Annotated in this window: 20 protein-coding genes; 10 read left to right on the top strand and 10 right to left on the bottom strand. The window is 69.4% G+C overall.

The genetic code is table 11. The features are described from left to right. Positions 1–4: 4 nt before the first annotated feature. Both OID54_RS06540 and OID54_RS06545 read right to left on the bottom strand, forming a co-directional pair. Positions 5–3,151: an AAA family ATPase gene (locus OID54_RS06540; RefSeq protein ID WP_329015264.1), complete on the bottom strand. Its 3,147-nt coding sequence runs from the start codon at positions 3,149–3,151 to the stop codon at positions 5–7. Beyond that, the gene (locus tag OID54_RS06545; protein ID WP_329015267.1) at positions 3,148–4,386 is read right to left on the bottom strand and encodes an exonuclease SbcCD subunit D; all 1,239 of its coding nucleotides are present in this window, start codon (positions 4,384–4,386) and stop codon (positions 3,148–3,150) included. The genes OID54_RS06540 and OID54_RS06545 overlap by 4 nt, the downstream gene beginning before the upstream one ends. Positions 4,387–5,002: 616 nt before the next feature. Between OID54_RS06545 and OID54_RS06550 the strand changes: the two genes are divergently transcribed. Further along, positions 5,003–6,181 (top strand): YncE family protein, encoded by a 1,179-nt coding sequence (locus OID54_RS06550; protein ID WP_329015270.1) that lies wholly within the window; start codon positions 5,003–5,005, stop codon positions 6,179–6,181. 164 nt (positions 6,182–6,345) lie between these two features. On the opposite strand, the gene OID54_RS06555 is transcribed toward OID54_RS06550, so the two are convergent. Further along, the gene (locus tag OID54_RS06555; protein WP_329015274.1) at positions 6,346–6,972 is read right to left on the bottom strand and encodes a YigZ family protein; all 627 of its coding nucleotides are present in this window, start codon (positions 6,970–6,972) and stop codon (positions 6,346–6,348) included. A gap of 62 nt (positions 6,973–7,034) precedes the next feature. On the opposite strand from OID54_RS06555, the gene OID54_RS06560 reads away from it, so the two are divergent. Continuing rightward, the gene (locus tag OID54_RS06560) at positions 7,035–7,442 is read left to right on the top strand and encodes a CoA-binding protein (RefSeq protein WP_329015275.1); all 408 of its coding nucleotides are present in this window, start codon (positions 7,035–7,037) and stop codon (positions 7,440–7,442) included. Between the two features lie 74 nt (positions 7,443–7,516). On the opposite strand, the gene OID54_RS06565 is transcribed toward OID54_RS06560, so the two are convergent. Next, positions 7,517–8,071, bottom strand: a complete 555-nt coding sequence (locus OID54_RS06565; protein WP_329015278.1) for a YbaK/EbsC family protein — start codon at positions 8,069–8,071, stop codon at positions 7,517–7,519. Positions 8,072–8,183: 112 nt separating this feature from the next. After that, entirely contained in the window at positions 8,184–8,756 is a 573-nt protein-coding gene (locus tag OID54_RS06570; protein ID WP_329015281.1) for a helix-turn-helix domain-containing protein, read from the bottom strand. A gap of 93 nt (positions 8,757–8,849) precedes the next feature. On the opposite strand from OID54_RS06570, the gene OID54_RS06575 reads away from it, so the two are divergent. Continuing rightward, complete coding sequence (locus tag OID54_RS06575; protein ID WP_329015284.1) at positions 8,850–9,716, top strand: DMT family transporter; 867 nt, start codon at positions 8,850–8,852, stop codon at positions 9,714–9,716. A gap of 84 nt (positions 9,717–9,800) precedes the next feature. Here the strand turns inward: OID54_RS06575 and OID54_RS06580 are convergent, their stop codons facing one another. Continuing rightward, positions 9,801–10,553, bottom strand: coding sequence for an acyltransferase (locus tag OID54_RS06580; RefSeq protein WP_329015288.1), 753 nt, complete (start codon positions 10,551–10,553; stop codon positions 9,801–9,803). A 509-nt stretch (positions 10,554–11,062) separates the two neighbouring features. On the opposite strand from OID54_RS06580, the gene OID54_RS06585 reads away from it, so the two are divergent. From OID54_RS06585 to OID54_RS06605, 5 genes are all read left to right on the top strand, one after another. After that, positions 11,063–12,775, top strand: a complete 1,713-nt coding sequence (locus OID54_RS06585; RefSeq protein ID WP_443055535.1) for an ATP-binding protein — start codon at positions 11,063–11,065, stop codon at positions 12,773–12,775. Between the two features lie 163 nt (positions 12,776–12,938). After that, positions 12,939–13,358 carry a roadblock/LC7 domain-containing protein gene (locus OID54_RS06590; RefSeq protein ID WP_329027309.1) on the top strand — a complete coding sequence of 140 codons (420 nt, stop codon included), beginning with the start codon at positions 12,939–12,941 and terminating at the stop codon, positions 13,356–13,358. Then, positions 13,355–13,714, top strand: a complete 360-nt coding sequence (locus OID54_RS06595; RefSeq protein ID WP_329015293.1) for a DUF742 domain-containing protein — start codon at positions 13,355–13,357, stop codon at positions 13,712–13,714. The genes OID54_RS06590 and OID54_RS06595 overlap by 4 nt, the downstream gene beginning before the upstream one ends. After that, complete coding sequence (locus OID54_RS06600) at positions 13,695–14,309, top strand: GTP-binding protein (protein WP_329015296.1); 615 nt, start codon at positions 13,695–13,697, stop codon at positions 14,307–14,309. The genes OID54_RS06595 and OID54_RS06600 overlap by 20 nt, the downstream gene beginning before the upstream one ends. Further along, a complete protein-coding gene (locus OID54_RS06605) occupies positions 14,306–15,595 on the top strand; it encodes a cytochrome P450 (RefSeq protein ID WP_443055536.1) in 1,290 nt (429 codons plus the stop codon). The genes OID54_RS06600 and OID54_RS06605 overlap by 4 nt, the downstream gene beginning before the upstream one ends. A 102-nt stretch (positions 15,596–15,697) precedes the next feature. On the opposite strand, the gene OID54_RS06610 is transcribed toward OID54_RS06605, so the two are convergent. Next, positions 15,698–16,924, bottom strand: coding sequence for a cytochrome P450 (locus OID54_RS06610; RefSeq protein WP_329015299.1), 1,227 nt, complete (start codon positions 16,922–16,924; stop codon positions 15,698–15,700). Positions 16,925–17,136: 212 nt separating this feature from the next. Next, positions 17,137–20,463 (bottom strand): LuxR C-terminal-related transcriptional regulator, encoded by a 3,327-nt coding sequence (locus OID54_RS06615; RefSeq protein ID WP_329015303.1) that lies wholly within the window; start codon positions 20,461–20,463, stop codon positions 17,137–17,139. Positions 20,464–20,572: 109 nt separating this feature from the next. On the opposite strand from OID54_RS06615, the gene OID54_RS06620 reads away from it, so the two are divergent. Next, the gene (locus OID54_RS06620; RefSeq protein ID WP_329015306.1) at positions 20,573–21,157 is read left to right on the top strand and encodes an ATP-binding protein; all 585 of its coding nucleotides are present in this window, start codon (positions 20,573–20,575) and stop codon (positions 21,155–21,157) included. Here OID54_RS06620 and OID54_RS06625 read toward each other — a convergent pair. Beyond that, positions 21,099–21,629: a gamma carbonic anhydrase family protein gene (locus tag OID54_RS06625; RefSeq protein WP_329015309.1), complete on the bottom strand. Its 531-nt coding sequence runs from the start codon at positions 21,627–21,629 to the stop codon at positions 21,099–21,101. The genes OID54_RS06620 and OID54_RS06625 overlap by 59 nt on opposite strands. A gap of 67 nt (positions 21,630–21,696) precedes the next feature. After that, a complete protein-coding gene (locus OID54_RS06630; protein ID WP_329015312.1) occupies positions 21,697–22,149 on the bottom strand; it encodes a DUF4442 domain-containing protein in 453 nt (150 codons plus the stop codon). A 95-nt stretch (positions 22,150–22,244) separates the two neighbouring features. Between OID54_RS06630 and OID54_RS06635 the strand changes: the two genes are divergently transcribed. Beyond that, positions 22,245–23,264: a hypothetical protein gene (locus OID54_RS06635; RefSeq protein ID WP_329015315.1), complete on the top strand. Its 1,020-nt coding sequence runs from the start codon at positions 22,245–22,247 to the stop codon at positions 23,262–23,264. Positions 23,265–23,267: the final 3 nt, after the last annotated feature.

Below are 23,267 nucleotides of genomic sequence, written 5' to 3' on the forward strand. Positions count from 1 at the left end.
GCGATCAACCGCCCAGGGGTGCCGTCAGCACCCGGATGCCCGAACCACCGCGCTGCTTGACCACTTCGAGCTGTGTGGGGATGCGGCGACGCAGATCGGCGACATGGCTGACGATCCCGACGCTGCGGTCCTGCTCCCGCAGGGAGTCGAGGACGTCGATGACCTCGTCGAGGGTCTGCTCGTCCAGACTGCCGAACCCCTCGTCGATGAACAGGGTGTCGAGCCGCACCCCCCCGGCCTCATCGGTCACCACATCGGCCAGGCCGAGCGCGAGCGCAAGACTCGCGAAGAAGGTCTCACCCCCGGACAAGCTGGTGGTGTCGCGTTCCCTACCGGTCCAGGAGTCCACGACATGGAGCCCCAACCCGGCTCGCCGGGCCCCCGTGCGGGCATCGGAGTGTACGAGGGTGTAGCGGCCCGACGACATGCGCTGCAATCTGACGGAGGCAGCCGCCGCCACCTGTTCGAGCCGGGCGGCCAACACGTACGACTCCAGCCGCATCTTGCGCTCGTTGTCCGAGGATGTGCCCGCGGTGAGCCCCGCGAGCCGGGCGACCCGCTCGTACTCCTCACGCAGCGGTCCAAGTCGCCGGACCTCGGTGGACGCCGCCTGGGAGAGCCGGGTGAGTTCGGCACAGCGCTGCCGGTCGGCGGCGAGGCGGGAGGTGGCGTCACGAAGCGTCTGTTCGGCGTTCTCCCAGGCTGTCTCGGCAGCGCGGGGGTCAGCCGGGGGACGCTGGGCCGCGGCACGGGTCTCGGGTTCGGCGAGCCGGTCGGCCACGGCCGCGGCTTCCGTCTGCCAGGCGTCGATGCGCTGGCGCAGGTCCCTTCGCTCGGCTTCGCCCATGAGGGCCGCGGCGGCCTGTGCCGGGGTGTCGAATCCGGCTCGATAGGCGGCATCGGCCAGTCGGTCGTCGGCGTCCTTCAGCCGGTTGGCCGTGGCGTCGAAGGCACGTGTGGCATCGGCTGCTGCTGCCAACCTGGTCACCTGCCGCTCCAGTCGGGCGGCGAGTTCGTCGATGCCGACCTCGCCGTCATGCACGAGTGCCAACTCCGCCGAGAGCGTGGCGTGTTCCTCTTCGAGGGACTCACGGCGGGAGGTTCGGGCCGCGGCTCGCTGCTCGACCTGCTGACGCACGGTGAGCCGCTCCTGATGCTCGCGCTCGGCCCGGTCGAGGGCTTCGTGGGCGGCGTGGAGTCCGGAGGCGAGGTGATGGGCCTGTCGCTGCTCCCTCTCCAATCGTTCGACGAGCGAGCCCAGTTCCCCGGCATCGGGGTCCGGGGGCGTGTCCTCGGAAACAACACCGGGGCCAGCGAGCGGGTCCGCGGAGGTGACGTACGCCTCGGGTTCCGTCCGCCCGCCCGGGCTGCCGTCCGGGATGGGAAAGGTCGCCGCCTCGCCGTCCCCGAGGGCGCCCCGGGCTTCTGCCCTGGCCCTGGCCCAGGACTCCTGCAGCACGGCCAGTTCGCGTTCCGCGGTCGCCTTCGCGGCCTCGGCTTCGGTGTGCACCTCGTAGGCCGCGTCTTCGGCGGCCGGCTCCACCCGGTCGTCGTCCCGGGCCGCCGGGCGCGGGTGTTCGATCGAGCCGCACACGGTGCAGGGTTCGCCGGGAGTGAGGTTCACCGCCAGTTCGGATGCGATTCCGCGCAGCCTGCGTTCCTTGAGGTCGAGCCAGACCTCCTTCTCCGCGGTCGACAGGTCCCGAGCCGCCCGTAGGGCTTCCGTCGCCTCGTCCCGCAAGGTGACCAGGCGGTCGCGTTCCCGGGCCGCTTCGAGCCTGCCGCGGACCGGCCCGATCCTGGCGGTCAGTTGCTCGGCGCGGGTGGCCGCTTCCTGAGCTGCGGTGATGCGCTCGCGGCAGCCGTGCCGCAGCGTCTCCCAGCCGGCGAGCCACTCCCGGGCCTCCGCGAGGACGTCGTCGTCGACCCGTGCCTGCCGGTCCAACTCGGACTGCTCCTGGTCGATGGCGGCGCAGCGGCGTTCGGCCCTGCGCGCTGCCTGGAGCCCCCCGAGATCCTGGCGCAGCCGCCCCTCTCGGGCCGACAGTGCTTCCACACCGGCATCGCCCAGGTCCTGGGGCAGCCCGGTGCGGGCGTTCTGCCAGGTGGTGCTCGCTGCCGCGTGGTCCCGTTCGGCCTCATCCCTCAGCCGGAGCGCCGGGGCCAGTTGCCTGGCCCGCTCGCCGCGTTCCCAGCGCAGTCGTGCGGAATCGTGCTCGGCCTGTCGCATCGTCAGGGCGTCATTGCGGCGGCAGGCGTCGGCGTGGCGCTGCTGGCGTTGGTGCAGATCCCGTTCGTCGTCCAACCGGGAACGGGCCGCGGCCTGTCGGCTCTCGGCCGTCCGCAACGCATGAGTGGTGATGTCCAGCCGCTCGGTGGCCGCGGAGCGGGCGATGGCCGCCCAGGTCAGTACGGATTCGGCCAGTCCAGGATCTCCCGGTTGCCCAGCGGGGGCGGGCCAGTCGCCACCCGCCGCACCCGCGGCCTGTTCCATGCGGTGGGCCAGCGAGAGGAGTTGCTCGTCGCCGGTGCGCACCCGGGCCTCGGCTGCCCGCCTGCGTTCGGCAAGGCGTTCCTCGACCGCGGCGAAGCGGCTGGTGTCGAACAGTCGACCGAGGAGCTTGCCCCTGGCCTCGGCGTCCGCTCGCAGGAAGCGGGCGAAGTCGCCCTGCGGCAACAGCACCACCTGGCAGAACTGTTCGCGGTTCATACCGACCAGTTGGGTGATCTCCTCACCGATCTCCTGGTGGGAACGGCTGAGGGCCTGCCATGTACCCGTGGTGTCGTCGTACTCGCGCAGCCAACTCTGGGCGCGATCGGTGGTGAAACCCTTGCCGCTCTTCTTGGCGCGGGGTTGGGCCGGGCGCCGGACGATCTCCAACCGCCTGTCGGCGACGGTGAGTTCGAGAAGAACCTCGGTGGGGGTGCCGGCGTCGGCGTGGTCGCTGCGCAGCGGTGTGCCCGGGCTCTGACGGGCGCCGGGGACGGATCCGTACAGGGCGAAGCACACCGCGTCGAGCACGGAGGTCTTGCCCGCGCCGGTGGGTCCGTGGAGCAGGAAGATGCCCGCCGATGACAGTGCGTCAAAGTCGATGTGCTGCTCGTCCGAGAAGGGACCGAAGGCGGTGAGGGTGAGCCGGTGGAGCCTCATCCGGTCGCCTCGCCGGCGCTCGCGACGGTCTTGCGGCCGGGGTTGGATTGCCGGGGCACCGTGCGTACGCCTCCGCTGTCGTGTGCCGCCACCGCGGCCCGGATGTCGTCGAACGCCCCGCTCAGCACGGCCCGCTCCTGCTCGTCGGGGCCCTGCCCGGCGCGGACGTGCGCCACGAAGTCCTCGGCGATCTGCTGGTCGCCACGGCCTTTGAGCCGCTCGGCGTAGGAACGTGCGGTCGGCCCGTCGGGGCCGCGCTCCGGCTCGAAGACCAGGCTGAGGGTGTGCGGGAAGCGCCGGGTGAGCCTGGCCATGGGGTCGGCCGGACGGGATGCGTCGGTGAGGGTCGCCTCCACGAACGCCTCCGCATGGCGATCGAGCGACTCGTCGGTGAGCAGTTCGTCGAGTGTGCCACGCAGCCGGGCCAGCGGACGGGGCACGGGGGTGTCGATGCGCTCGGCGTGGATCTCACCCTGCGCACCGAGGTCGATCAGCCACATGGTCTTGCGGTGGTGGACTTCGGAGAAGGAGTACGGGAGCGGAGAACCGCTGTAGCGCACCCGGTCGGTGATGGTCTGGCAGCCGTGCAGATGGCCGAGCGCGACGTAGTCCACTCCGTGGAAGACCCCGGCTGGCACGGCGGCGACCCCGCCCACGGTGATGTCACGCTCGCTGTCGCTCGGTTGGCCGCCGGCGACGAAGGCATGGGCGAGCACGATGGAACGGGTGCCGTCGGGTCGGCCCGCGAGGTCGGCGCGCACCCGGTCCATGGCTGCGGCAAGCACTGCTTCATGGCGGGCGGCGGCAGTGCGGAACTCATCCTTCACCAGAGCGGGTTCGAGGTACGGCAGTCCGTAGCAGGCGATCTGGCCCGCCGCGTCTTCGAGGAGTACGGGCGTGGCGCAGCCGGCCGGGTCGGTCCGGAGGTGGATGCCGGCACGGTCGATCAGCCCGGCCCCCACCCCGAGGCGACGTGCCGAGTCATGGTTGCCGGAGATCATCACGGTGGGGACCGAGGCGGCGGCGAGCCGGTGGAGGGCGTCGTCAAAGAGTTCCACGGCGGCGAGCGGTGGGACGGCCCGGTCGTAGATGTCGCCTGCGACCAGGACCGCGTCGACCTCGCGCTCATGCACGGTGCTGATCAACCGGTCGAGGAAGGTCGCCTGCGCGGAAAGCATGGGCACCCGGTGGAGCGAACGCCCCAGATGCCAGTCCGACGTGTGGAGAAATCTCACGTGGCTACTCCGACCTGCATGTTCTCTGCTTCCCCCAGCTCACCGATGTCTCGTGTCGCCCCGGCACTGCGGCCGGCCCCGGGCCGCCCTGGCACGGCCGGCGGCGCCCCCACGTTATCCCCGGTCGCCGGTGCGTTCGGCACGGACCGGTGTTTTCCTCGCCATCCGGTGGCAAGTGGGGCGTGCCATACGGTGGCAACTGGGCGGGGACGGCGCTCCGGTACCGGTCCGAGTGCACGGACGTCGTGTCGTACAGTCGCGGGCTCGTGGGTGCGTGGTGTCCGGTCCATCGGCATACGTCGGCAAGGGTCGCGGACGTCGTCAGTGCCTTCTCGGTGCCAGCGGCGGTGGTGGGCGGGCCGGGCTCACCGCACCTGCGCCCGCGCGGGGTCCGGTGCACAGGGACCAGAAGGCGCATCGACCGATCGGTTGACCCATGGATCCACCGATCGCTCCGTCCGCACCGACCGGTGTGAGGATGGGGATCGCGGCCGATTGCCCGCAGGATGGAACCCAACGCGGCACACCGTTCGGGGAACCTCCCGGCCGGGCCCGTACCCCCGGCGGTGCGCCATCTCCCCTGCGCACCCGGCTGACACCGACGCGGAGAGGCGCCATGGACACCGCTCGACACCGGACCTGCGGGCCGACCCGTAGCGGCGGCCGGATGCGTCCGATCGCGGCTCTGCTCTGCTTCGCCGCCCTGATGGGCTGCTCGACCGGCCGCGGTGGCGAACAGGGCGTCGAGTCCCGGCCACCCGCCCCGGCGACGTCCGCGCCCTCCTCCCCCACCGGGTCCCCCGCACCGGGACGGGTCACCGCCCGGGGCACCCTGTTGGTCGCCGACTTCGGCAGCGACACCGTCACCTTCCTCCATCCGCGGACGGGCCCCTTCGCTTCGGTCAGGGTCGGTACGGCGCCCTACGGTCTGGCAGTGGACGCCGAGGGGCGCGCCTGGGTCGCCACCGCGGAGGGCGTCGCGATCGTGGACACCCGAACCCGCAGCAGCCTGGGCCGCATCCCGTACCGAACGGACACCGGACCGGTCACGGAGGGGGAGTACCGCGGCGGCGGCATGGGGATCGCGCTCTCTCCCGACGGTTCACGGGTCTATGTGGGGGTGAACGTGCCGGGCGGCCCCGGCGTCCTGGAAGTGATCGACACCGCCCAGCGGTCCGTCGTCGACACGGTTCCGATCGGCCGCCGTCCGTTCGATGTCGATGTGGCCCGCGACGGGCGGGAGGTGTACGCCACCCAGCACGACTCCTTCGACGTGACCGCCGTACGTGCGGACACCCTGGCGACCCGCCGCTTCGAGGTCGCGCCGTACGGCACCGAGGGGGGCCTCGGCTCATGGCTGAAGCCGCACTACGCAGCGGTCGCCGCGGACGGGCGACTGTTGCTGCCCTTCGAAGGGGAGCGGCTGGCCGTGCTCGATCCGCGCACGGGTCGGGTGACGGTGGCAAGGATGACGGCCGACACGCATCAGCACGGAGTCGCGCTCACGGCCGAGGGAACCCTGCTCGTGGTCGGTACCGGGCCGATCGGGTCGGGTGATCGGGAGGCTTCGCTCACCATCAGGTCCCGCGACGGCAAAGAACGCCTCGTCCCGCTCGACGGCCCGCACGAGGACATCACCGTCTCCCCCGACGGGCGGACCGCCTATGTGACGGGCGGCTTCACTCGGGACGGGTACTGGGACGGCATCACCGTCGTCGACCTCGACCGGGGAACGTCCAGGAAACTACCGGGCGGAAAGCGCCCGCTGGGCATCGCGGTCCTAGTCGGCGGCTGAATCTCCCGCCCCCCAACGGCTTGACGAGCACGTGCCCCTGAGGTTCTGCGGTCCAGGACGTTCTGCGACAGGGGGCCGCCGCAGCGCTGGTCCGGACGGGCTGCACCGCAGTCGGTGCGGCCGGATCACCACGGAGGCGTCGGATCACAACGGAGGGCGTCGGATCACAGCTCCCCGTACGCCTCGCCGCCGAACTCCCACTCCGCCGATCCCGCCGTCGCATCGGCCAACCAGCGGACAAATTCATCGGTGCGTGCGTCCGGAAGGGCGATCTCCAAGGTCACCTGCTCCGCATAGCGCACGTCCCGGACCGTGTGCCCGGTCGCGCGGAGGTCGTTCTCCAGCTTGCCCGCGCGCTGGTGGTCCACGGTGACGATGACCAGCCGATAGCGCTGGCGCACGGTCGTGCCCAACGCATCGAGCGCCTCCCCGACCACTCCCCCGTACGCCCGGATGAGCCCACCGGCGCCGAGCTTGACGCCCCCGTAGTAGCGGGTGACCACGGCCGCGGCATAGCGGATGTCGCGACGCAGGAGCATCTGGAGCATCGGGACCCCGGCCGTGCCGCCCGGCTCGCCGTCGTCGCTGGCCCTCTGTACGGAGGCGTCGGCCCCCAGTACATAGGCGAAGCAGTTGTGGGTGGCGGTCGGATGCTCGCGCCGGATGCGGGCGACGAACGCCTGCGCCTCCTCTTCGGTGGCGACGGGTGCCAGCGCACAGATGAAGCGCGATCGATTGATCTCTGTCTCGTGCACGCCTTCATAGGCGAGGGTCCGGTACTGGTCCTGCATCGGCCCAGCCTATGCGGCTCTCACCGGGGAATGCGCCGTCAGGGGTGCCCGTTGTGCTGTGCATGGACGCAGAGACGGAGACCATCCGCAGGATCTTGACGACGAGCGGTGACACCTGGGCCGTGGTGGGTTTGTCCAACAATGAGTCGCGGGCCGCGTACGGCGTCGCCCGGGTGCTCCAGCGCTTCGGCAAACGCATCGTCCCGGTGCATCCCAAGGCGGAGACGGTGCACGGCGAACGGGGGTACGCCAGTCTCGCCGATGTTCCCTTCCCGGTGGATGTGGTCGACGTCTTCGTCAACTCCCAGTGGGCCGGTGCCGTCGCCGATGAGGCGGTGGCGATCGGGGCGAAGGCGGTCTGGTTCCAACTGGGTGTGATCGACGACGAGGCGTACGCACGGACTCGGGCCGCCGGGCTCGACATGGTGATGGACCACTGCCCCGCCATTGAAATCCCGCGGCTCGGCTGATTCCACCGGGACCGCCGGTCGGATCCAGGTAATCCTGCGGGTCCGGCCGGCGGTCGTTGCATACACCGGCTGCGTCAGACTCCCAGACCCTCCAGGACCATCGCGCCGGGGAGCCCTGCGAACGCCTTTCCGGGGACGATTAGCTTTCCGCGCCTGCGTCCGCTGCCGATGAGGACCCAGGGAAGGTCGACGACGGCCGCATCCACAAGCACGGGCCAGCCCGTCGGCAGGCCGATCGGGGTAATGCCCCCGTACTCCATGCCGGTCTCTCCGGTGGCCGTGTCGCGTGGGGCGAACGACGCCTTGCGGGCGCCCAGTTCCTTGCGGACGAGGCCGTTGACGTCGACGCGGGTGCGGGACTGCACCAGACAGGCGGCAAGGGTGGACTCGGCACCCCGCTTACCCGCGACGACCACACAGTTGGCCGACTGGTCGAGCAGTTCACGGCCGTGGTGCTCCACGAAGCTTGCGGTGTCCGCGATCTCCGGATCGGTGTCGACGTAGATCAACTGGTCGACGGGGACGTCTGCGGACCATCCGCGCAGGGCATCCACGACGGACGGTGTCAGCAGGTCAAGACAGTCGATGGCGGGTCGGGCGTTGTCGAAGGTTCCGATGGGAGCACGCATGGCGCCCACGCTAGCAGCGGGCACGCGCCCCATGGATGGCCGTTCTGAACAGGCGGAAGCAGGAACGTCGGCTGCGCTCGACGACACTGCGGACACCTTGACGGTTCGCGACCTAGCGCACGGGCGGGACGCTGACCGCCATCGTCATCTCCACGGCCGTCGTCCCTTCGTTGCGATAGCCGTGCGGCACCTGCGCATCGAAGGAAGCTGATGTTCCGGCGCTGACCGCATGAGACTCGCCGTCCACGACCAGGGTGAGTTCACCCGCGGTCACGTGCAGCAGTTCTACCGTTCCCTCCGGGTGGGCGTCGGACTCGCTGTGGTCGCCGGGCATCAGCCGCCAGGACCACAGCTCCAGCGGTCCGGGACTTTCGGTTCCGATCAGCAGGGTCGTGGAGCTACCGGTGGAGGTGGACCACATGCGCACCGCCGCCTGTGGCGGCACGAGCCGCACCTGCGGGCCCTGCTCATAGTCGAGGAGGGTGGTGATGCTGATGCCGAGTGCGTCGGCGAGCTTCACCGTGGTTCCCACACTGGGGTTGGTGCGCGCCTGCTCAATCTGGATGATCATGCCCCGGCTGACTCCGGAGCGGGTGGCGAGCCCGTCGAGGGTGAGGCTCCGCCGACCGCGCCAGTGCTTGAGGTTGCGGGCGAGGGATTGGGTGAGCTGGTCGAGGTCCGACACAATGAGTCCACTATCTTCAATGACAGAGTCGAATATTTTGCACTACGGTGTGCTGCACTGACTCGTTCACCACACTGTACTGCGAGGTTGTCGATGACGGCGTTGCTGGCCCTGGCGACCAGCCTGCTCTGGGGCCTGGCGGATTTCGGCGGCGGACTGCTGACCCGCCGAATACCGGCGCTCACGGTCGTGGTGGCCTCACAGGTCCTGGCCACCGTGGTGCTCGCCTTCGTCGTACTGGCCACCGGCGCATGGGACCAGGCCGGCCCGAGGCTGGGGTACGCGGTCGCGGCGGGGGTCGTGGGAACCGCGGCGATGCTCTGCTTCTACCAGGCCCTTGCCCTGGGACCCATGGGAGTGGTCTCCCCTCTCGGATCACTGGGTGTGGCCGTCCCCGTGGGGATAGGACTGATGCTCGGCGAACGCCCCGGCCTGCTCCAGTTCGCCGGGATCGCCGTGGCCGTGATGGGTGTGGTCCTCGCCGGCGGGCCCGAGTTGCGGGGCACGTCCGTCCGACGACAGGCGATCATGCTGACCTTGGTGGCAGCGGTCGGCTTCGGCGCGGTGATGGCCCTGATCGCCGAAGCGGCCACTTCCATCAGCGGACTCTTCCTCGCCCTCCTCGTCCAACGCATCACCAATGTGACCGTGGGGGGCGCGGCCCTGTACGTGTCCGTCCGTCGGGGCGGTCGCGCCCTGCCCGAGGAGGGCGGCGCAAGTGTCGTACTCAGCTCACTACCGGCACTCGCCTTCGTGGGCCTCGCGGACGTGGCGGCGAACGGCACCTACTCACTCGCGGCCAACAGCGGGCCGGTCACCGTGGCGGCGGTGTTGGCCAGCCTCTATCCGGTGGTAACCGTTCTGGCCGCATTCGCCTTCCTACAGGAGCGGCTGAAAGGGATTCAGGCAGCGGGCGCAGGGCTCGCCTTGGTCGGCACGATCCTGCTGGCCACCCGCTGAGCCGTTCGCCAAGCCCCCCACGTCACCGGACTCCGGGACTCCGGGACTCCGATTCGAGCTCGGGCCCCAGGTGCCGGTTCGCGTTCAGCTCTCCGGTTCTGACTCCCCTTCAGCGAGAGCCACCAACTGCTCCGGGGTGACGCCTTCGGGGATGGGAACCGGCGCCGGTGTGCGCAGCGGAGGCTGCCATCCTCGCTCCGCGTCCCATTTCCGCACCACACGGGCAGGAGCCCCGGCGACGACGGAGTGATCGGGCACGTCGCCGCGCACGACGGACCCGGCAGCGACCACGACATTGCGGCCGAGTCGGGCGCCGGGGAGGACGACCGCGCCGGTCCCCAGCCAGCAGCCGGGCCCAATCTCCACGGGCTCGGTTCGCGGCCACTGCTTGCCGACCGGTTGCCCGGGGTCGTCGTAGCTGTGATTGGTCGAAGTGATGTAGACGTAGGGCCCGCAGTAGGTGTCGGAGCCGATGACGACCCGCGTGTCGGCGATGACATGACTGCCCCGCCCGAGCACGACTCCGTCACCCAGCGTCAGGATCGCCGCGGGCCCGAGATCGAGTCCGGGCATCATTCCCGCGGTGAGAGTGACCTGTTCGCCGATGATGCAGTGGTCCCCCAGTTCGATCCACTGCTCCCCGAACACCGTGCCCTGAGGGAAGGCCAGCCTGGTCCCGTGCCCCAACGCCCGGAAGCTCAGCCGCCCGGGATGCTCCGCGGTGACCGCCCCCGCTTCCTGCACCCAACGCCAGCCGCCATGGACAGCGCGGGTCACAGCCCGCCGCCACCAGCCGGAAGGCGATCTGGACGAGAACACGTTTCTGTTTCCGGACACCTCCACACCGTATCCGCAAGGGTGCGGGCCCATCAGATCGCCCTGCTGTGATGTTCACCCCACGACCATGCGTCCGCTTCGTCCGGGGGTGCCGGGGATCGCACACCCGAACCATGCCTCGGGTTGGCTGAAATCAGCCCCTTCATCGCACAATCGCACAACCACACATAGCGCATTCACCCCACAAACCACAGCAATCACAGAGTCACAGGGAGTGGACGGAGCCGCGAACCGTACAAGGCCCGGTTTTGCCGCCTATCACGTTCATCGGCTCGGAGTAGTGAGTTCGGGACTAAGTCCTCCAATCTGCGGGCTGTCGGCGCTGTGCGGACTTCCCGGCTGCGGCGCGTGACTAGCATGAGGTCGCATACGTACGGAAGATCACCGTCAACTTCTCGGTGCCCGATCCGTACCGCCGTCCGAACCACAGAGCGGCCGGCCCGTCTGATCTCACCTTGTTCTCCCGGGGCGTCCCCCGGATTCCCCGGACTCAAGCAGCGAGGGACCGAATGTCAGTACCAGTCGCGCCGAAACCGCGCAGGATACGAACACCACAGCCGTTGCCCCTCTTCATCCCCCTGGGGTCGGTCGTGGTGGCCGGAGCGGTCGGTGGCGCTGCGATCGCGGCTGCTCCTCCTGCCGCGCGCAGTTGGGTCGCGGCCACCGTCGCGGCCGGCTGGCTCTGGGTGGCCGCGGTCACCGTCACCACCCTGCTCAACGCCCGGCGGCTACGGACCAAGACGACCGCCGCCGGAGATGAACTGCGCTCCCTCCAGGCACATGCGGCGCAGACCGGAGCGGACTCCGCGCATCTTGTGAACGTCACCCTCCCCTCCCTCGTCAAGAGGTTGCGGGACGGCGAGTCGGCCGAAAGGGCACTCGGCGGCACGCCGGCACCCGCGGACCCGCAACTGCGTCGTGCAGTACAGATCTTCGCCACGGAACTCGCCACCAGCGAGGAGCGCGCCCGTGTCTCGGGTGCCGACAGCATCCAAGCCGTACGGCAGTTGGCCCAGGCGGCCGACGATCTAGACCGGCTCACCACCGTCACCCTGCCCGCCGCCATCGAGCGCCTTCGGGGCGGAGCGTCCGCGGGCACCGCCCTGGCCGAGCTCGAACATCCGAACGACGCCCGGCTGCGGGTGATCCTGGACTCGATCGTGCGGGAGTTCGCCTTCAGCGAGCGCCGCGCGGCAGCGGCCCAGGGCGCCAGCGCCAAGGTGCTCAGCCGGGTCCAGGCGAAGGCCGTCAGCATGCTCGCCGACCTTCGGGACATGCAGGATCGTCACGGCGAAGAGGTTTTCGGCGATCTGCTCAAGCTCGACCACAACACCTCCCAACTCGGCCTGCTCACCGACCGACTGGCGCTGCTCATGGGTGGTCGGGCAAGTCGGGCCTGGAACAAGCCGATCGGGATGGAGAGCATCCTGCGCGGTGCGGTGGGCAGGATCGCCGCCTACCAGCGGGTGCGTCTGCACTCCTCCAGCACCGCGGCCGTCGCCGGCTACGCGGCCGAGGGCGTCATGCACCTCCTGGCCGAACTGATGGACAACGCGGCCAACTTCTCGCCGCCGATCGACGAGGTCCACGTCTACGTCGAGGAACGCACCGCCGGACTGGTCATCACCATCGAGGACAGCGGGCTGAAGATGGCCGACGCGGCCATGCGGCGCGCGGAGGAATCCGTGTCCGGGCGCGGCTCCGATCTGGCCACGCTCCAGAGCACCCGGCTCGGGCTCGTCGTCGTCGGCATCCTCGCCGCCAAGTACGGGATGAGCGTCAGCTTCCGGCCGTCGTCGCGCGGGGGGACCGGTGTCGTGGTCCTCTTCCCGCCGCAGTTGCTGCACCAGTCGCGCGGAGTCTCCATCGATGCGCACTCCCCCCTGTATGCGCCCGAGCCCGCATCGGACCGGCTGCCGCCCACGCCCTCCGCACCGGCCAACTCCGCGCCGCCGAGCCCGTACTCGACACCCCCCGCTCCCTCCCTCCCCGCCCAGGGCGGTCCGCGCATGGCAACTCCGAACGGGCTGCCCGTTCGACCACCGGGACGCACCATGGCCGCGGCCGACCGCGGCAGGGGCGACCAGCAGACCACCGACTCGCAGCCCACTCCGCCCCCGCCGCCCCCAACGCCGGGACGGGACGCCGGAACCCAGTTCGGCGCCTTCCACCGGGCGCGCAAGGCGCGGGAGGGGCAGCAGCCGAAGCCGTCGGACCAGTAGCCCGACAACCGGCCCGGTCGAGGCCGGGGCCCGTACAGACCAGCTACCGCATACCCGCCAGCGCGCCGATATGCCGTATGCGTCCCATGCACCACCGAGTTCGGGAAACAGGAGGCACGGGTCGGTGACCGGAACGTCCGGAGACACCGACCCCATCCAGATCATGCAGACCACGGACAACAGCCTGACTTGGCTATTGGAAGGACTTCTCGAGCGCACCCCGGGCACCCGCCACGCCCTAGTGCTCTCACGCGACGGGCTCAAGCTCTGCTGGACGCCGCACCTCACACTTGACCAGGCCGACCAACTCTCGGCGATCTGCTCGGGCATCCAGGCCCTTGCACAGGGGGCGTCGGTCGAGTTCGGCGACGGCAGCGGCGGTGTCCGGCACTCGATGACGGAGTTCCACGGCGGACTGCTCTTCATCGTGGAGGCCGGCGACGGCGCACATCTGGCGGTCATCGCCGCGGACGGCGCCGATCCAGGGGCGGTGGGACACCAGATGAGCGAGTTGGTCGAGCAGATCGGCGAACACCTACGGGCCGAGCCCCGCATTCCGGCCGGGGAGAGTCCGCGCTCATGACACGCCGCCCCGTCGACATGGGTGACCCGGATCGGCTGTACACGGTCACCGGTGGCCGCAGCCGTACCGACGATGACAACTTCGACCTGGTGACGTTGATCGTCAGCGAGTGTGCGCCATCACCGGGCATGCAGTCGGAGCACGTACGGATCCTGGAACTGTGCCGGCATCCCATCGCGGTCGTCGAGGTGTCCGCAGAACTCAAACTGCCGATCACGGTGGTGCGGATTCTGCTGGGCGACCTCCAGGCGACGGGGCGCATCACGGCACGCCACCCACGGCGGAGCCGCTCCCTCATCGACCTGCCCGACTCGGCACTCCTGGAGGAGGTGCTCCATGGACTCCGCAACCTCTGAACTAACCGGCAGGACACCGCTGGTCGACTCCGCCGAGACCGGCTTGAAGATCGTGATCGTCGGTGGCTTCGGGGTGGGCAAGACCACGCTGGTCAAGTCCGTCAGCGAGATCCGTCCGTTGAACACGGAGGAGGTGATGACCCAGGCGGGCGTCGGAGTCGACGATCCGGGCGGGCTCACCACTAAGACCACCACGACGGTAGCCTTCGACTTCGGCCGGATCAGCCTCAACGACCGCATGGTGCTCTACCTGTTCGGTGCGCCGGGCCAGGAGCGATTCTGGTTCCTCTGGGACCGTCTGTTCTCCGGCACTCTCGGCGCGGTCGTCCTGGTCGACACCCGTCGGATGAGCGATTCTTGGTACGCCATTGACCGGTTGGAACACCACAACACGCCCTTCGTCGTGGCGGTCAACCGCTTCGACGGCGACCCCGCAGCCTTCTCCCTGGACGAGATACGTCAGGCGTTGTCGCTGCCCGCCCATGTGCCCTTGCTCGACTGTGACGCCCGGGTCCGCAACTCTGGCAAGCATGTGCTGATCAGCCTCGTCAACCACCTGCATGAACTGGCCATGGCCCGGGAGATGACACCATGAACGAGTTCACGGAATCAGTGAGCGGGGGCGCCGGTCCATCCGGGGCCGCGATGGCGCCGCCCCCCGGCTGCCCGGCCCACGGGGGCGCCATGCGGCTGAGCGGGTTGGAGTACCAGCAGACCCCTTCCGAGCTCTACCGCGCCATGCGCCGCGAGTACGGACCGGTGGCACCGATTCTGCTGGACGGTGACATTCCGGCGTGGCTGGTGCTGGGCTACGCCGAGGTCAGCTATGTGACCGGGCACGATGACCTCTTCGCACGTGATTCACGGCGCTGGAACCAGTGGGGCTCGATCCCCGCCGACTGGCCGTTGATGCCCTTCGTGGGCTACCAGCCCTCGGTGCTCTTCACCGAGGGCCCCGAGCACCAGCGTCGAGCCGGAGTGATCACCGAGGCGCTGGAGGGTGTGGACCAGTTCGAACTCGCGCACTGGAGTCGTCGGATCGCCCATCAGTTGATCGATGTCTTCGCGGGCAGCGGACGTGCCGAGTTGATGGCTTCGTACGCACACGCCCTCCCGATGCGGGCCGCCGTCCAGATGTGTGGAATGCCCGCCGGGGGTGACGACACCGAGGAACTGGTGCGCGATCTGCGGATCACCCTGGACGCCCACGAGGGCGACGATCCGGTGGCGGCGTACATCCGGGTACAGGAGCGCATACAGCAACTGGTCAAGGAGAAGCGTTCGGCACCGGGTCCTGATGTGACATCACGGATGCTGGTCAACCAGGCCCGGCTGAGCGATGAGGAGATCATCCAGGATCTGATCTCGATCATCGCCGCGGCCCAGCAGCCCACCGCCAACTGGATCGGCAACAGTCTGCGGCTACTGCTGACCGACGACCGCTTTGCACTGAATGTCTCGGGCGGTCGGCTCAGTGTCGGCCAGGCGCTGAACGAGGTGCTCTGGCTGGACACGCCGACGCAGAACTTCATCGGCCGTTGGGCGGTACGTGACACGCAGTTGGGCGGTCGGCAGATCCGCGCGGGTGACTGTGTGGTGCTGGGCCTCGCGGCGGCCAACACCGATCCGCAGATCTGGCCGGAGGGACACGTCGGGGCGGAGAACTCGGCGCATCTGTCCTTCAGCAACGGCGAGCACCGGTGCCCCTACCCCGCCCCCCTGCTCGCGGATGTCATCGCGCGTACGGCAGTGGAGACGCTCTTGGAACGGCTGCCGGACGTGGTGCTCGGTGTGGAGCCGGCGGAGTTGAACTGGCGCCCCTCGATCTGGATGCGCGGGCTGACGTCGCTGCCCGTCCGCTTCACTCCGGTGGTTCGCTGACACCGCCCGCCGTCACCCGAACCCTCGGGGCGGCCCTGTGTCGATGCCCCGGCCCACCCTTTGATCGTGATCAACGGGGTGGGCCGGGCGATCGGCAGGGGTTCAGTCCGTCACGGGTGTGAATCGCACAGGGAGCGAGCCGGGCCCACGGGTGAAGACACCCTGTTCCGACGGCTCGAATCCATCTGCGAGCCGCATGTCCGGCATGGCGTCGAGGAGTTGGTTGACCCCGATCTCCACCTCCGCCTTGGCCAGCAGGGCGCCCACGCAGAAGTGCCGGCCGAGCGCGAAGGCGAGATGGTCCGCCGCCGCGGAGAATGCGGTGGTCGTGGTGAGGTCGTCGCGGAAGATGTCGAAGCGGTCCGGATCGTGGTAGCGGTCTTCGTCACGGTTGGCGGCGCCGATCAGACAGGTGACGGTGGCGCCCTCGGGAATGGTGCCCCCGGAGACCGTCACCTCGGCCGAGGTCTGCCGCATGATCATATGAACCGGGGGTGTGTACCGCAGGGTCTCGGCGAACGCCCGGTCGATGAGGGAGCGGTCCTCACGGACGGCCGCGAGTTGCTCCGGGTGGGTGAGCAGATTGGCGAAGATGCTGGCGATCGCCTTGTCCGTGGTCTCACCGCCGGCCGCGAGGAGCAGCGAGCAGAAGGCTTTGATGTCCTCATCACTCATCTGCACGCCGTCGACCTCTGCCGCACAGAGCGTGGAGAGCAGGTCGTCCCCGAGGTTCGCCCGGCGCTGCTGGATGATCGGCACCATGTACTCGGCGAACTCCACACGGGTGCGCTCCCCGGCGTCGGCGACCTCCGGGTCGCCGGAAAGATTGCCTAGGAAAGCGATCACGGTGGTGTACCAGCCGTGGAAGCGTGCGTGGTCCGCCTTGTCCAGCCCGAGCATGTCGGCGATGACGTTGACCGGGAAGCGGGTCGCGAAGGAGTCGACGAGGTCGGCTTCGCCGCGGTGCTTGATGTTGTCTATCAGTTCCCGGGCGTTGCGTTCGATGACCGGGAGGAACCTGTCCTGGAGGTCCCGGCCGCGGAAGGCGGGAGCGACCAGTGCCCTGCGGACGGCGTGTTCTCGCCCGCTGAGCTGGATGATCGTCCGCCCGTGTACGGGTTCGATCTGCCACTCGTAGTTCTTGGTGGTGTAGGCGGACTCTTTGTCCTTGAACGCCCGCTCGACATCCGCATAGCGCGAGATCAGATAGCTCTGCGTGGGCTCGTGCCAGATGAGGGGGGAATGCTCCCGCATGGCGCGGTACGCAGGGTAGGGATTCTGGGCGAACTCGGGGGACAGGATGTCGGGGACCTGCTGTGCGGTGGCCATGATCGCTCACTCTCAGCGGTAACGGACAATGCACACAAGGTTATTGACCGGTCATCGGCCGAGACAGATAGGTCTTGGCCGAATCCCATGCCTTCGGTTGCCCAATTCGGCCATGCCATGATCACGAACTGTCCGATGATGAGCGGACATGCCCCTTGGTGATTACTGTCCGTATGCCCTGCAAAAGGAGGGACTACGGATACGCAGGAAATTCACGTGTCGCGCTGGCCCCTGGGACGGTTGAGGGGCTGGCGTGACTGCGATTCCAGTTTGCGCCGGGCGCGCGAGATGTGCTGCTCGACCGTCCGTGGCGAGAGGTGGAGGGTGGTGGCGATCTCACGGTTGGTGAGACCGCCCGATGCCAGGTCGACAACTTCCTGTTCACGCGGGGAGAGCTGGTCGCCATAGCTGGGGCGGCCCCGCCGCCTGGAGCCGACGGCCGTGGGGTCGTGGGAGCGCAAAGTGGCCCGTACCCGGGCGGCATCCCAACCTGCGCCCAACCGGGTGAGCTGCTCCACACAGGAGGCGAGGGACTCCAGGGCGCGCGTCACCGTCTCGTCATCGGGCCAGTCGTCGGACCAGCCGTCGGAAGCTGCGGAGCCCGAGGAGTCTGCGGCGGCCCCCTTCGATGGCCGTTGCTTCTTCCCGGTGGATCGCTCCCCCGTCGGTCGTGGTGCCCCCGATGCTCCCGCGACGCCTGACGAGACGGGTGGGTCGGGCGATGCCGATCGGCTGGAAGGGTCAGGACGGTCGTGCCGATCTGCGGCGGCCTTGAGGACGCACTGGTCGGCCGCCTCGGTGGTCAACAGGGCCGCGTACGGCCGTGGCATGTCCGTAAACATCTGGCTCGCCTGTCGATAACAGGCCACCGCATCAGCCGGTCCACCAGCGGCTTCGAGCAGAATGCCCCGACACCAGTCCAAGGCCGCCGCGGCCGAAGGGGCACTGTCCTGGTCCAGTCCGCCGAGTCCCGATGCGAACTCCTCGATCATCGTTCTCGCCGCCGCTGGACGATCGGCGCGCACCGAGGCTTCGACCGCCCAGGGGGCGAGGTCGGCCGCCCACGCCCACACGCCCTTGTCCCGCAGCCGATCCCACGCCTTGGCGGCCTCATCGGATGCGACCTCCACATCCCCACGAGCGAGCGCCGTACGGACCAATCCACCTGCCGCCGCCGCGATGTGCGGCAGTGGCGACCCGAGCGGCAGCGGACGGGCGTCCCCTGCAAACCAGGCGGCCATCTGCTGCCATTCGCCCTGTGCCAGCCCCAACATGCCCAGCACCAATCGGGCATCGGCACCGGGTCCGGGCATCACGGCGGACTCCCCGAGGAAGGCCCTGGCCCGAGCCCCGAGCCCGTCCCAGTGTCCGGTCATCCAGTCCAGCAGCAAGGAAGTGCCACGGCCGTCCTGTTCCACATAGGCGGCGCCTGCCTTCGCCGCCAGTTCCACCCCCTCGTCGAGGAATTCGGCCACGCGCCCCGGGTGTCCCAACCAGAGGGCGGCATCGGCGGCGTTCACCAGCCCGCGGGCGACATGGGGCGCCCGGGCCGGGACCGCGGCCTGGCTCCGCAGCCCCTCCAGGACCTGCCACGCGGACGGATCGCCGGTCTCCAGCAAAATGGCGACGCTATTGGCAGCGACGGCGGTGCGCACCTCCTCGTCCCCACTACGGTCCGCGACTTTCCGCACCCGCTCCAGCCAGTACGCGTTGCGTTCCAGCGGCACCGAGGACATGACGGGCATGGACAGTGCCGCCATGGCACGGGCGGCGAGCGCGGGCTGCCCCTCCAGCTCCTCCGCGGCCTGTTCGAGCTCGACCCACCCTTGAAGGCCCCGGCCCGCCTGGTTGTAGAGCACCAACCCGAGGTCCAGCCGAATGCGACCGCGCACGGCGGACGGCAGCGACTGTTCGTCGAGCATCTGTCGAAGCACGCGGACGGTCTGATCGGTGTGCAGTCCGAGCACCGCGCTGTGGGCGAGGAGTCCGGCCAGTCGTGCCCGGGTCTCCATGGGGACGTCCGGTCGGGAGAGCACCTGTTCAAGCAGGTCGATGGCGGTCTGATGCTCCCCGGCTGCTGCGCACTGGCGCGCGGCGCGCTCGACCGCTTTGAACCAGCCGCGGATCTGCCCGCCGCGCAGCCGGTGGGCCGCCAACCGGACCCAGTCGATCGATTCGGGGGGATGCCGATGACTGAGCACCTCGGCCGCCCTGGCGTGCATGTCCTGGCGTACGGGCCCGGGAATCCGCTGGTAGACGGCATGGGCGGCAAGGGGAACGGGGAAGTCGTAGCGCCCGCGGTCGTACTCCTTGAGCGCGGCGGCGCGCAACGCCGCCAGCAAGGCACTGCGACCGCGGTCGGCGGGGACACCGGCCACCGTGTGGAGGTCCGCCGCCGATGCCGGGCCGTCGAGGATCGCCGCGGCGAACACGATGAGCCGATCCTGCTCCGGGAGGCTCACCAGCCGTCCGGTGATCAGCTCGGCGAGGCGCGGCGGGGTGCCGGTGTCATCGAGGTCACGAGCGGTGTACCGGTCGCGCTGTCCGTAGGCGTCCTGTAGCTGGCCGAGGAGGTCGACGACGACCTGCGGCACTCCGGCCGAGCGCTCCTGGAGGCGCGCGATCAGTTCCGGTGGGCAGCGCTCCTGGCCCAGACGCACTTCGGCGAGTTGCCGCACCTGCTCGCTGTCCAGGGGTTCCAGGCGTACCCGGGTGAGGGTGAGCCGGGCGGGATGGTCGACGGGACGGCCGAGCGCGAGACCGGGAGTGCGCAGTTCCTCCGGGCGGTAGGCGAGAACCGCGGCAAGTCCGGTGGGTGGACGTTCCAGCAGTTGTCGCACCAGATCGGCGTCGAGGGGCCTGGCCCGATGGACGTCGTCGGCGATCAGCAGCAACGACTTCGTCGATTCGCTCAGCCGGGCGAGGTCCCGGGCGAGGGCGGCGGGGTCACGGTGAAAGCGCTCCCGGAGGACGGGGCGGGGGCCGGTGGATGTCCGGCGTTCGGATGCTGAGGAGGGCTGCCCCGTGGGCGCCTCCTGGCGCCCGGGCCCACCGGCGCCGATCGATGGGGTGGCCGTCCGCCGGCCGGATGCTGAGGGGGGCTGACCGGTACTCCGTGCCTGGTCGGCCGACGGGTCCGATGGAGGGCCCTCCGACTGCGCAGTCGTGGCGCCGTTGGCGGCCCGTCCGCCCGGAGCGTCGGCCGGCCCGGTGCGTCGGTGGGGCCCGTTCGGGGGCTCGGCCGGGCCGTTGCCCGGACGGCCCTGGTCACTGGGTGCCGTAGCGGGGTCCTCCGCCAAGGTGGTCGCCACGATCACCCCGTACGTGGTGAAGGTCAGCATCACGTACGGTCGGCCGGCGGCTGCGCTCTGCTCCCGCAACTGGTCGAGGAGACGGGTCTTGCCCGCTCCCGCGGCGCCTTCCAGCAGCAGGAGCGCCGGGGTGGGAAGGGGCTGGTCCAGAGTCCGTCGCACCCAGCGCGCCCAGATCTCCTCACCGGGTGTGGTCGCCACATCACCCTCCTCGAAGATTCCGGACATGTCATTTCTTTGCGTATCCGTACTTCAGTCTCCCCAATTGCGCTCGGCACGCAGTGACAGGGAATGTTGCTGTACCGGTCCGGGCTCTCCCCGGGCGGAAGGAGCCGACGTGATCGCATCAGAGGAGACCTCAGGACGCACAGCGCCGCTCTCGGTCGGCCTTGGGCCGAACGGGGCAACCGCGGGGCTCGCCCAGTGTGCGATGTCGGCGACGCCGGAATCCGCCCAGGCCCTTCGCCACTTCGCCCGGACGGTCGCGCGCCGATGGCGACTGCACAGCGACTGCGACGAAGCACTCTCGGTGATCGTGACCGAACTGGTCAGCAATGTGGTGCTGCACAGCGGCAGCACATGGGTGGCCCTGGCCCTCAAGATGCAGGGCGACACCTTGACGACGGAGGTGCGCGACGGCGGCCGGTGGAAGCACCGCATCGGCAGACGTCAGGAACCGCTCGACGCGGATGTCGACTGCGGACGGGGGCTGAAGCTGGTAGACGCCTTCGCGGTCCACACCGACACCCGCAGGCTGCCGGCGGGCAGCGTGGTGGCGGCGGAGATCCTGGTGCGGCCCTGTGAGGAGCCCGCCCGGACGATTGGTCGCCAGCCGACGCGCCTCGGGGAAGCCGCCGGGCCGTTCAGTCCTGCTGCGCCGCCCGATGCTGCTTCGCCAGGTCCAGATACATCGCGGCATTGACCTTGATGCCCGCACGCTCCTCGTCGGTCAGCTCACGTCTGACCTTGGCCGGTACGCCCGCGACCAGTGAGCCGGGCGGCACGCGCATTCCCTGCGGAACCAGTGCCTGGGCAGCGACGAGGGACCCCGCGCCGATGTGCGCACCGTTGAGGACCGTGGCACCCATGCCGATGAGGACCCCGTCCTCGACGGTGCAGCCGTGGAGAACGGCGTTGTGTCCCACCGAGACCCGTTCACCGACGATGACGGGGTGCCCCGGGTCCACATGGACGGTGCAGTTGTCCTGGATGTTGGAGTCGGCCCCGATGACGATGGACCCCAGATCGGCCCGGAGCACGGCGTGGTACCAGACGCTGGCGCCGGCAGCCAGGGTGACCTCTCCGACGACCACGGAGGTGGGTGCGGTGAAGGCGGCCGGGTCGATGTCCGGTTCCTTGCCGCCGACGCCCGCGATCCAAGCTTGAGCCGTCATCGCCTACTCCTCATGGGTACGGGGTCCGTGCCGCGCCCCGAGCAGCCTATCGAGTCGCCCTGCCTGCCTAGGAGTGGGGGCGAAGGGTCCAGACGACGGTCATTTCGCCGGTCACCGCGCCGTCCGCGCGCTGGAGCTCGATGTGCACGGGGAACTCGGGGCGCTGGCCGGCGTCGAGTTCGGCGACCACCTCGTCGATCGGACGGCCCAGGGTCGCCGTTGCGGTGATCTCTCCCATGGCCAGCTTGCGGTAGCCGATCTCGGCCCGGACGGCGAGGGGTACGGCCCGGTCCAACTGATCGCCGAAGGCTGCGATCACGATCGCGCCACTCGCCGACTCGGCGAGTGTGAACATCGCACCCGCGTGTGGACCGCCCACGTGGTTGTGGAAGTCGGGTTGGTCCGGCAGTCGGACGACGGCCCGGTCCGCCGTGGTCTCAAGGAACTGAAGTCCGAGGGTCCTGGCCATGGGAACGGTGGCGGCGAGCATCTCGCCGACGGATGTCTGATCAGCGCTCATGGGCGCGATGTTACCCACGAGTAGAGGGGCTTGGCCATCCTCACTCGTGGACGTGCATGGCAGCGGACCGGCCACCCCCCTTATGGTTACTGGCCATGTGGCCAGGACAGCAGCCGCCCGGGGGCGAGAACCCGCAGCAGCAGAACCCGTACCAACAGCCGGGTTACCAACAGCCGAACCCTTATCAGCAGCCGGGGTATCAGCAGCCCAATCCGTACCAGCAGCCGACCGTGCCGCAGTACGCCATACCCGGGCAACAGCCCGGCGGACCGCAACCGCCGAGCGGAGGCGACGACAAGAAGCGGACCACGATCGTCGCGATCGTGGCCGCCACCGCCGTCGTCGCCACGGCGGTGATCACCGGTGTGATCGTCTTCGGCAAGGACGACAAGAAGGACGTCGACCAGGGCAAGGGCGGTCCCGCCGCCGCGTCGACACCGGCGTCGTCGCCCTCCCAACCGGCCGCAGCGCCCTCCGCTCCCACGGAGAATCCGCGCGGTGCGGAGGACGCGAAGCCCACCATCGCCGGTTGGAAGGTCGTCACCAACCCCAAACACGGCACCCAGTTCGACGTGCCGGCGACCTGGGAGGTCGTCGGCCCCGGAGTGAGCATCGGCTTCGAGGACAAGAAGAAGGGCGACGGCACACCCCTGGTGGTGATGTCGGCCCCCAGCAGCTACCGCGCCAAATGGTGTTCGGTCGACTCCGACAAGGACGGCAAGGCCGAGGACTGGAGTCTGGCGAACGTCGGCACCAAGGGCGGCAAGGGCGCGAAGGACAGTGCGAGCGCCGCGTTCAACGAAGCCGGCAACTGGGTGTGGGCCGCCTACGCCCAACTGGAGCCGAAGGGCACGGTCAAGGTCGAGAAGTCCAAGCCGTACACCACCAAGTCCGGACTGGTCGGGAGCGTTTCCACGGCCACCGCGGTCGGCGTGAAGAAGCGCACCCGCTGCGACACCGACGGCAAGTCGATCGCGTTCACCTTCAAGGACGACAAGGGCGAGTTCAAGTCCTGGGTGCTCTACGGAACCAAGGGCAACCCGGATGAACTCGCCGACGCCACGATCCAACAGATCCTCAGCACGGTCCGTCTGGCAGGCACCTCGACGGGCTGACCG

Origin of the sequence: Streptomyces sp. NBC_00690, from assembly GCF_036226685.1 — a bacterium.
Taxonomy (GTDB): Bacteria; Actinomycetota; Actinomycetes; order Streptomycetales; family Streptomycetaceae; genus Streptomyces.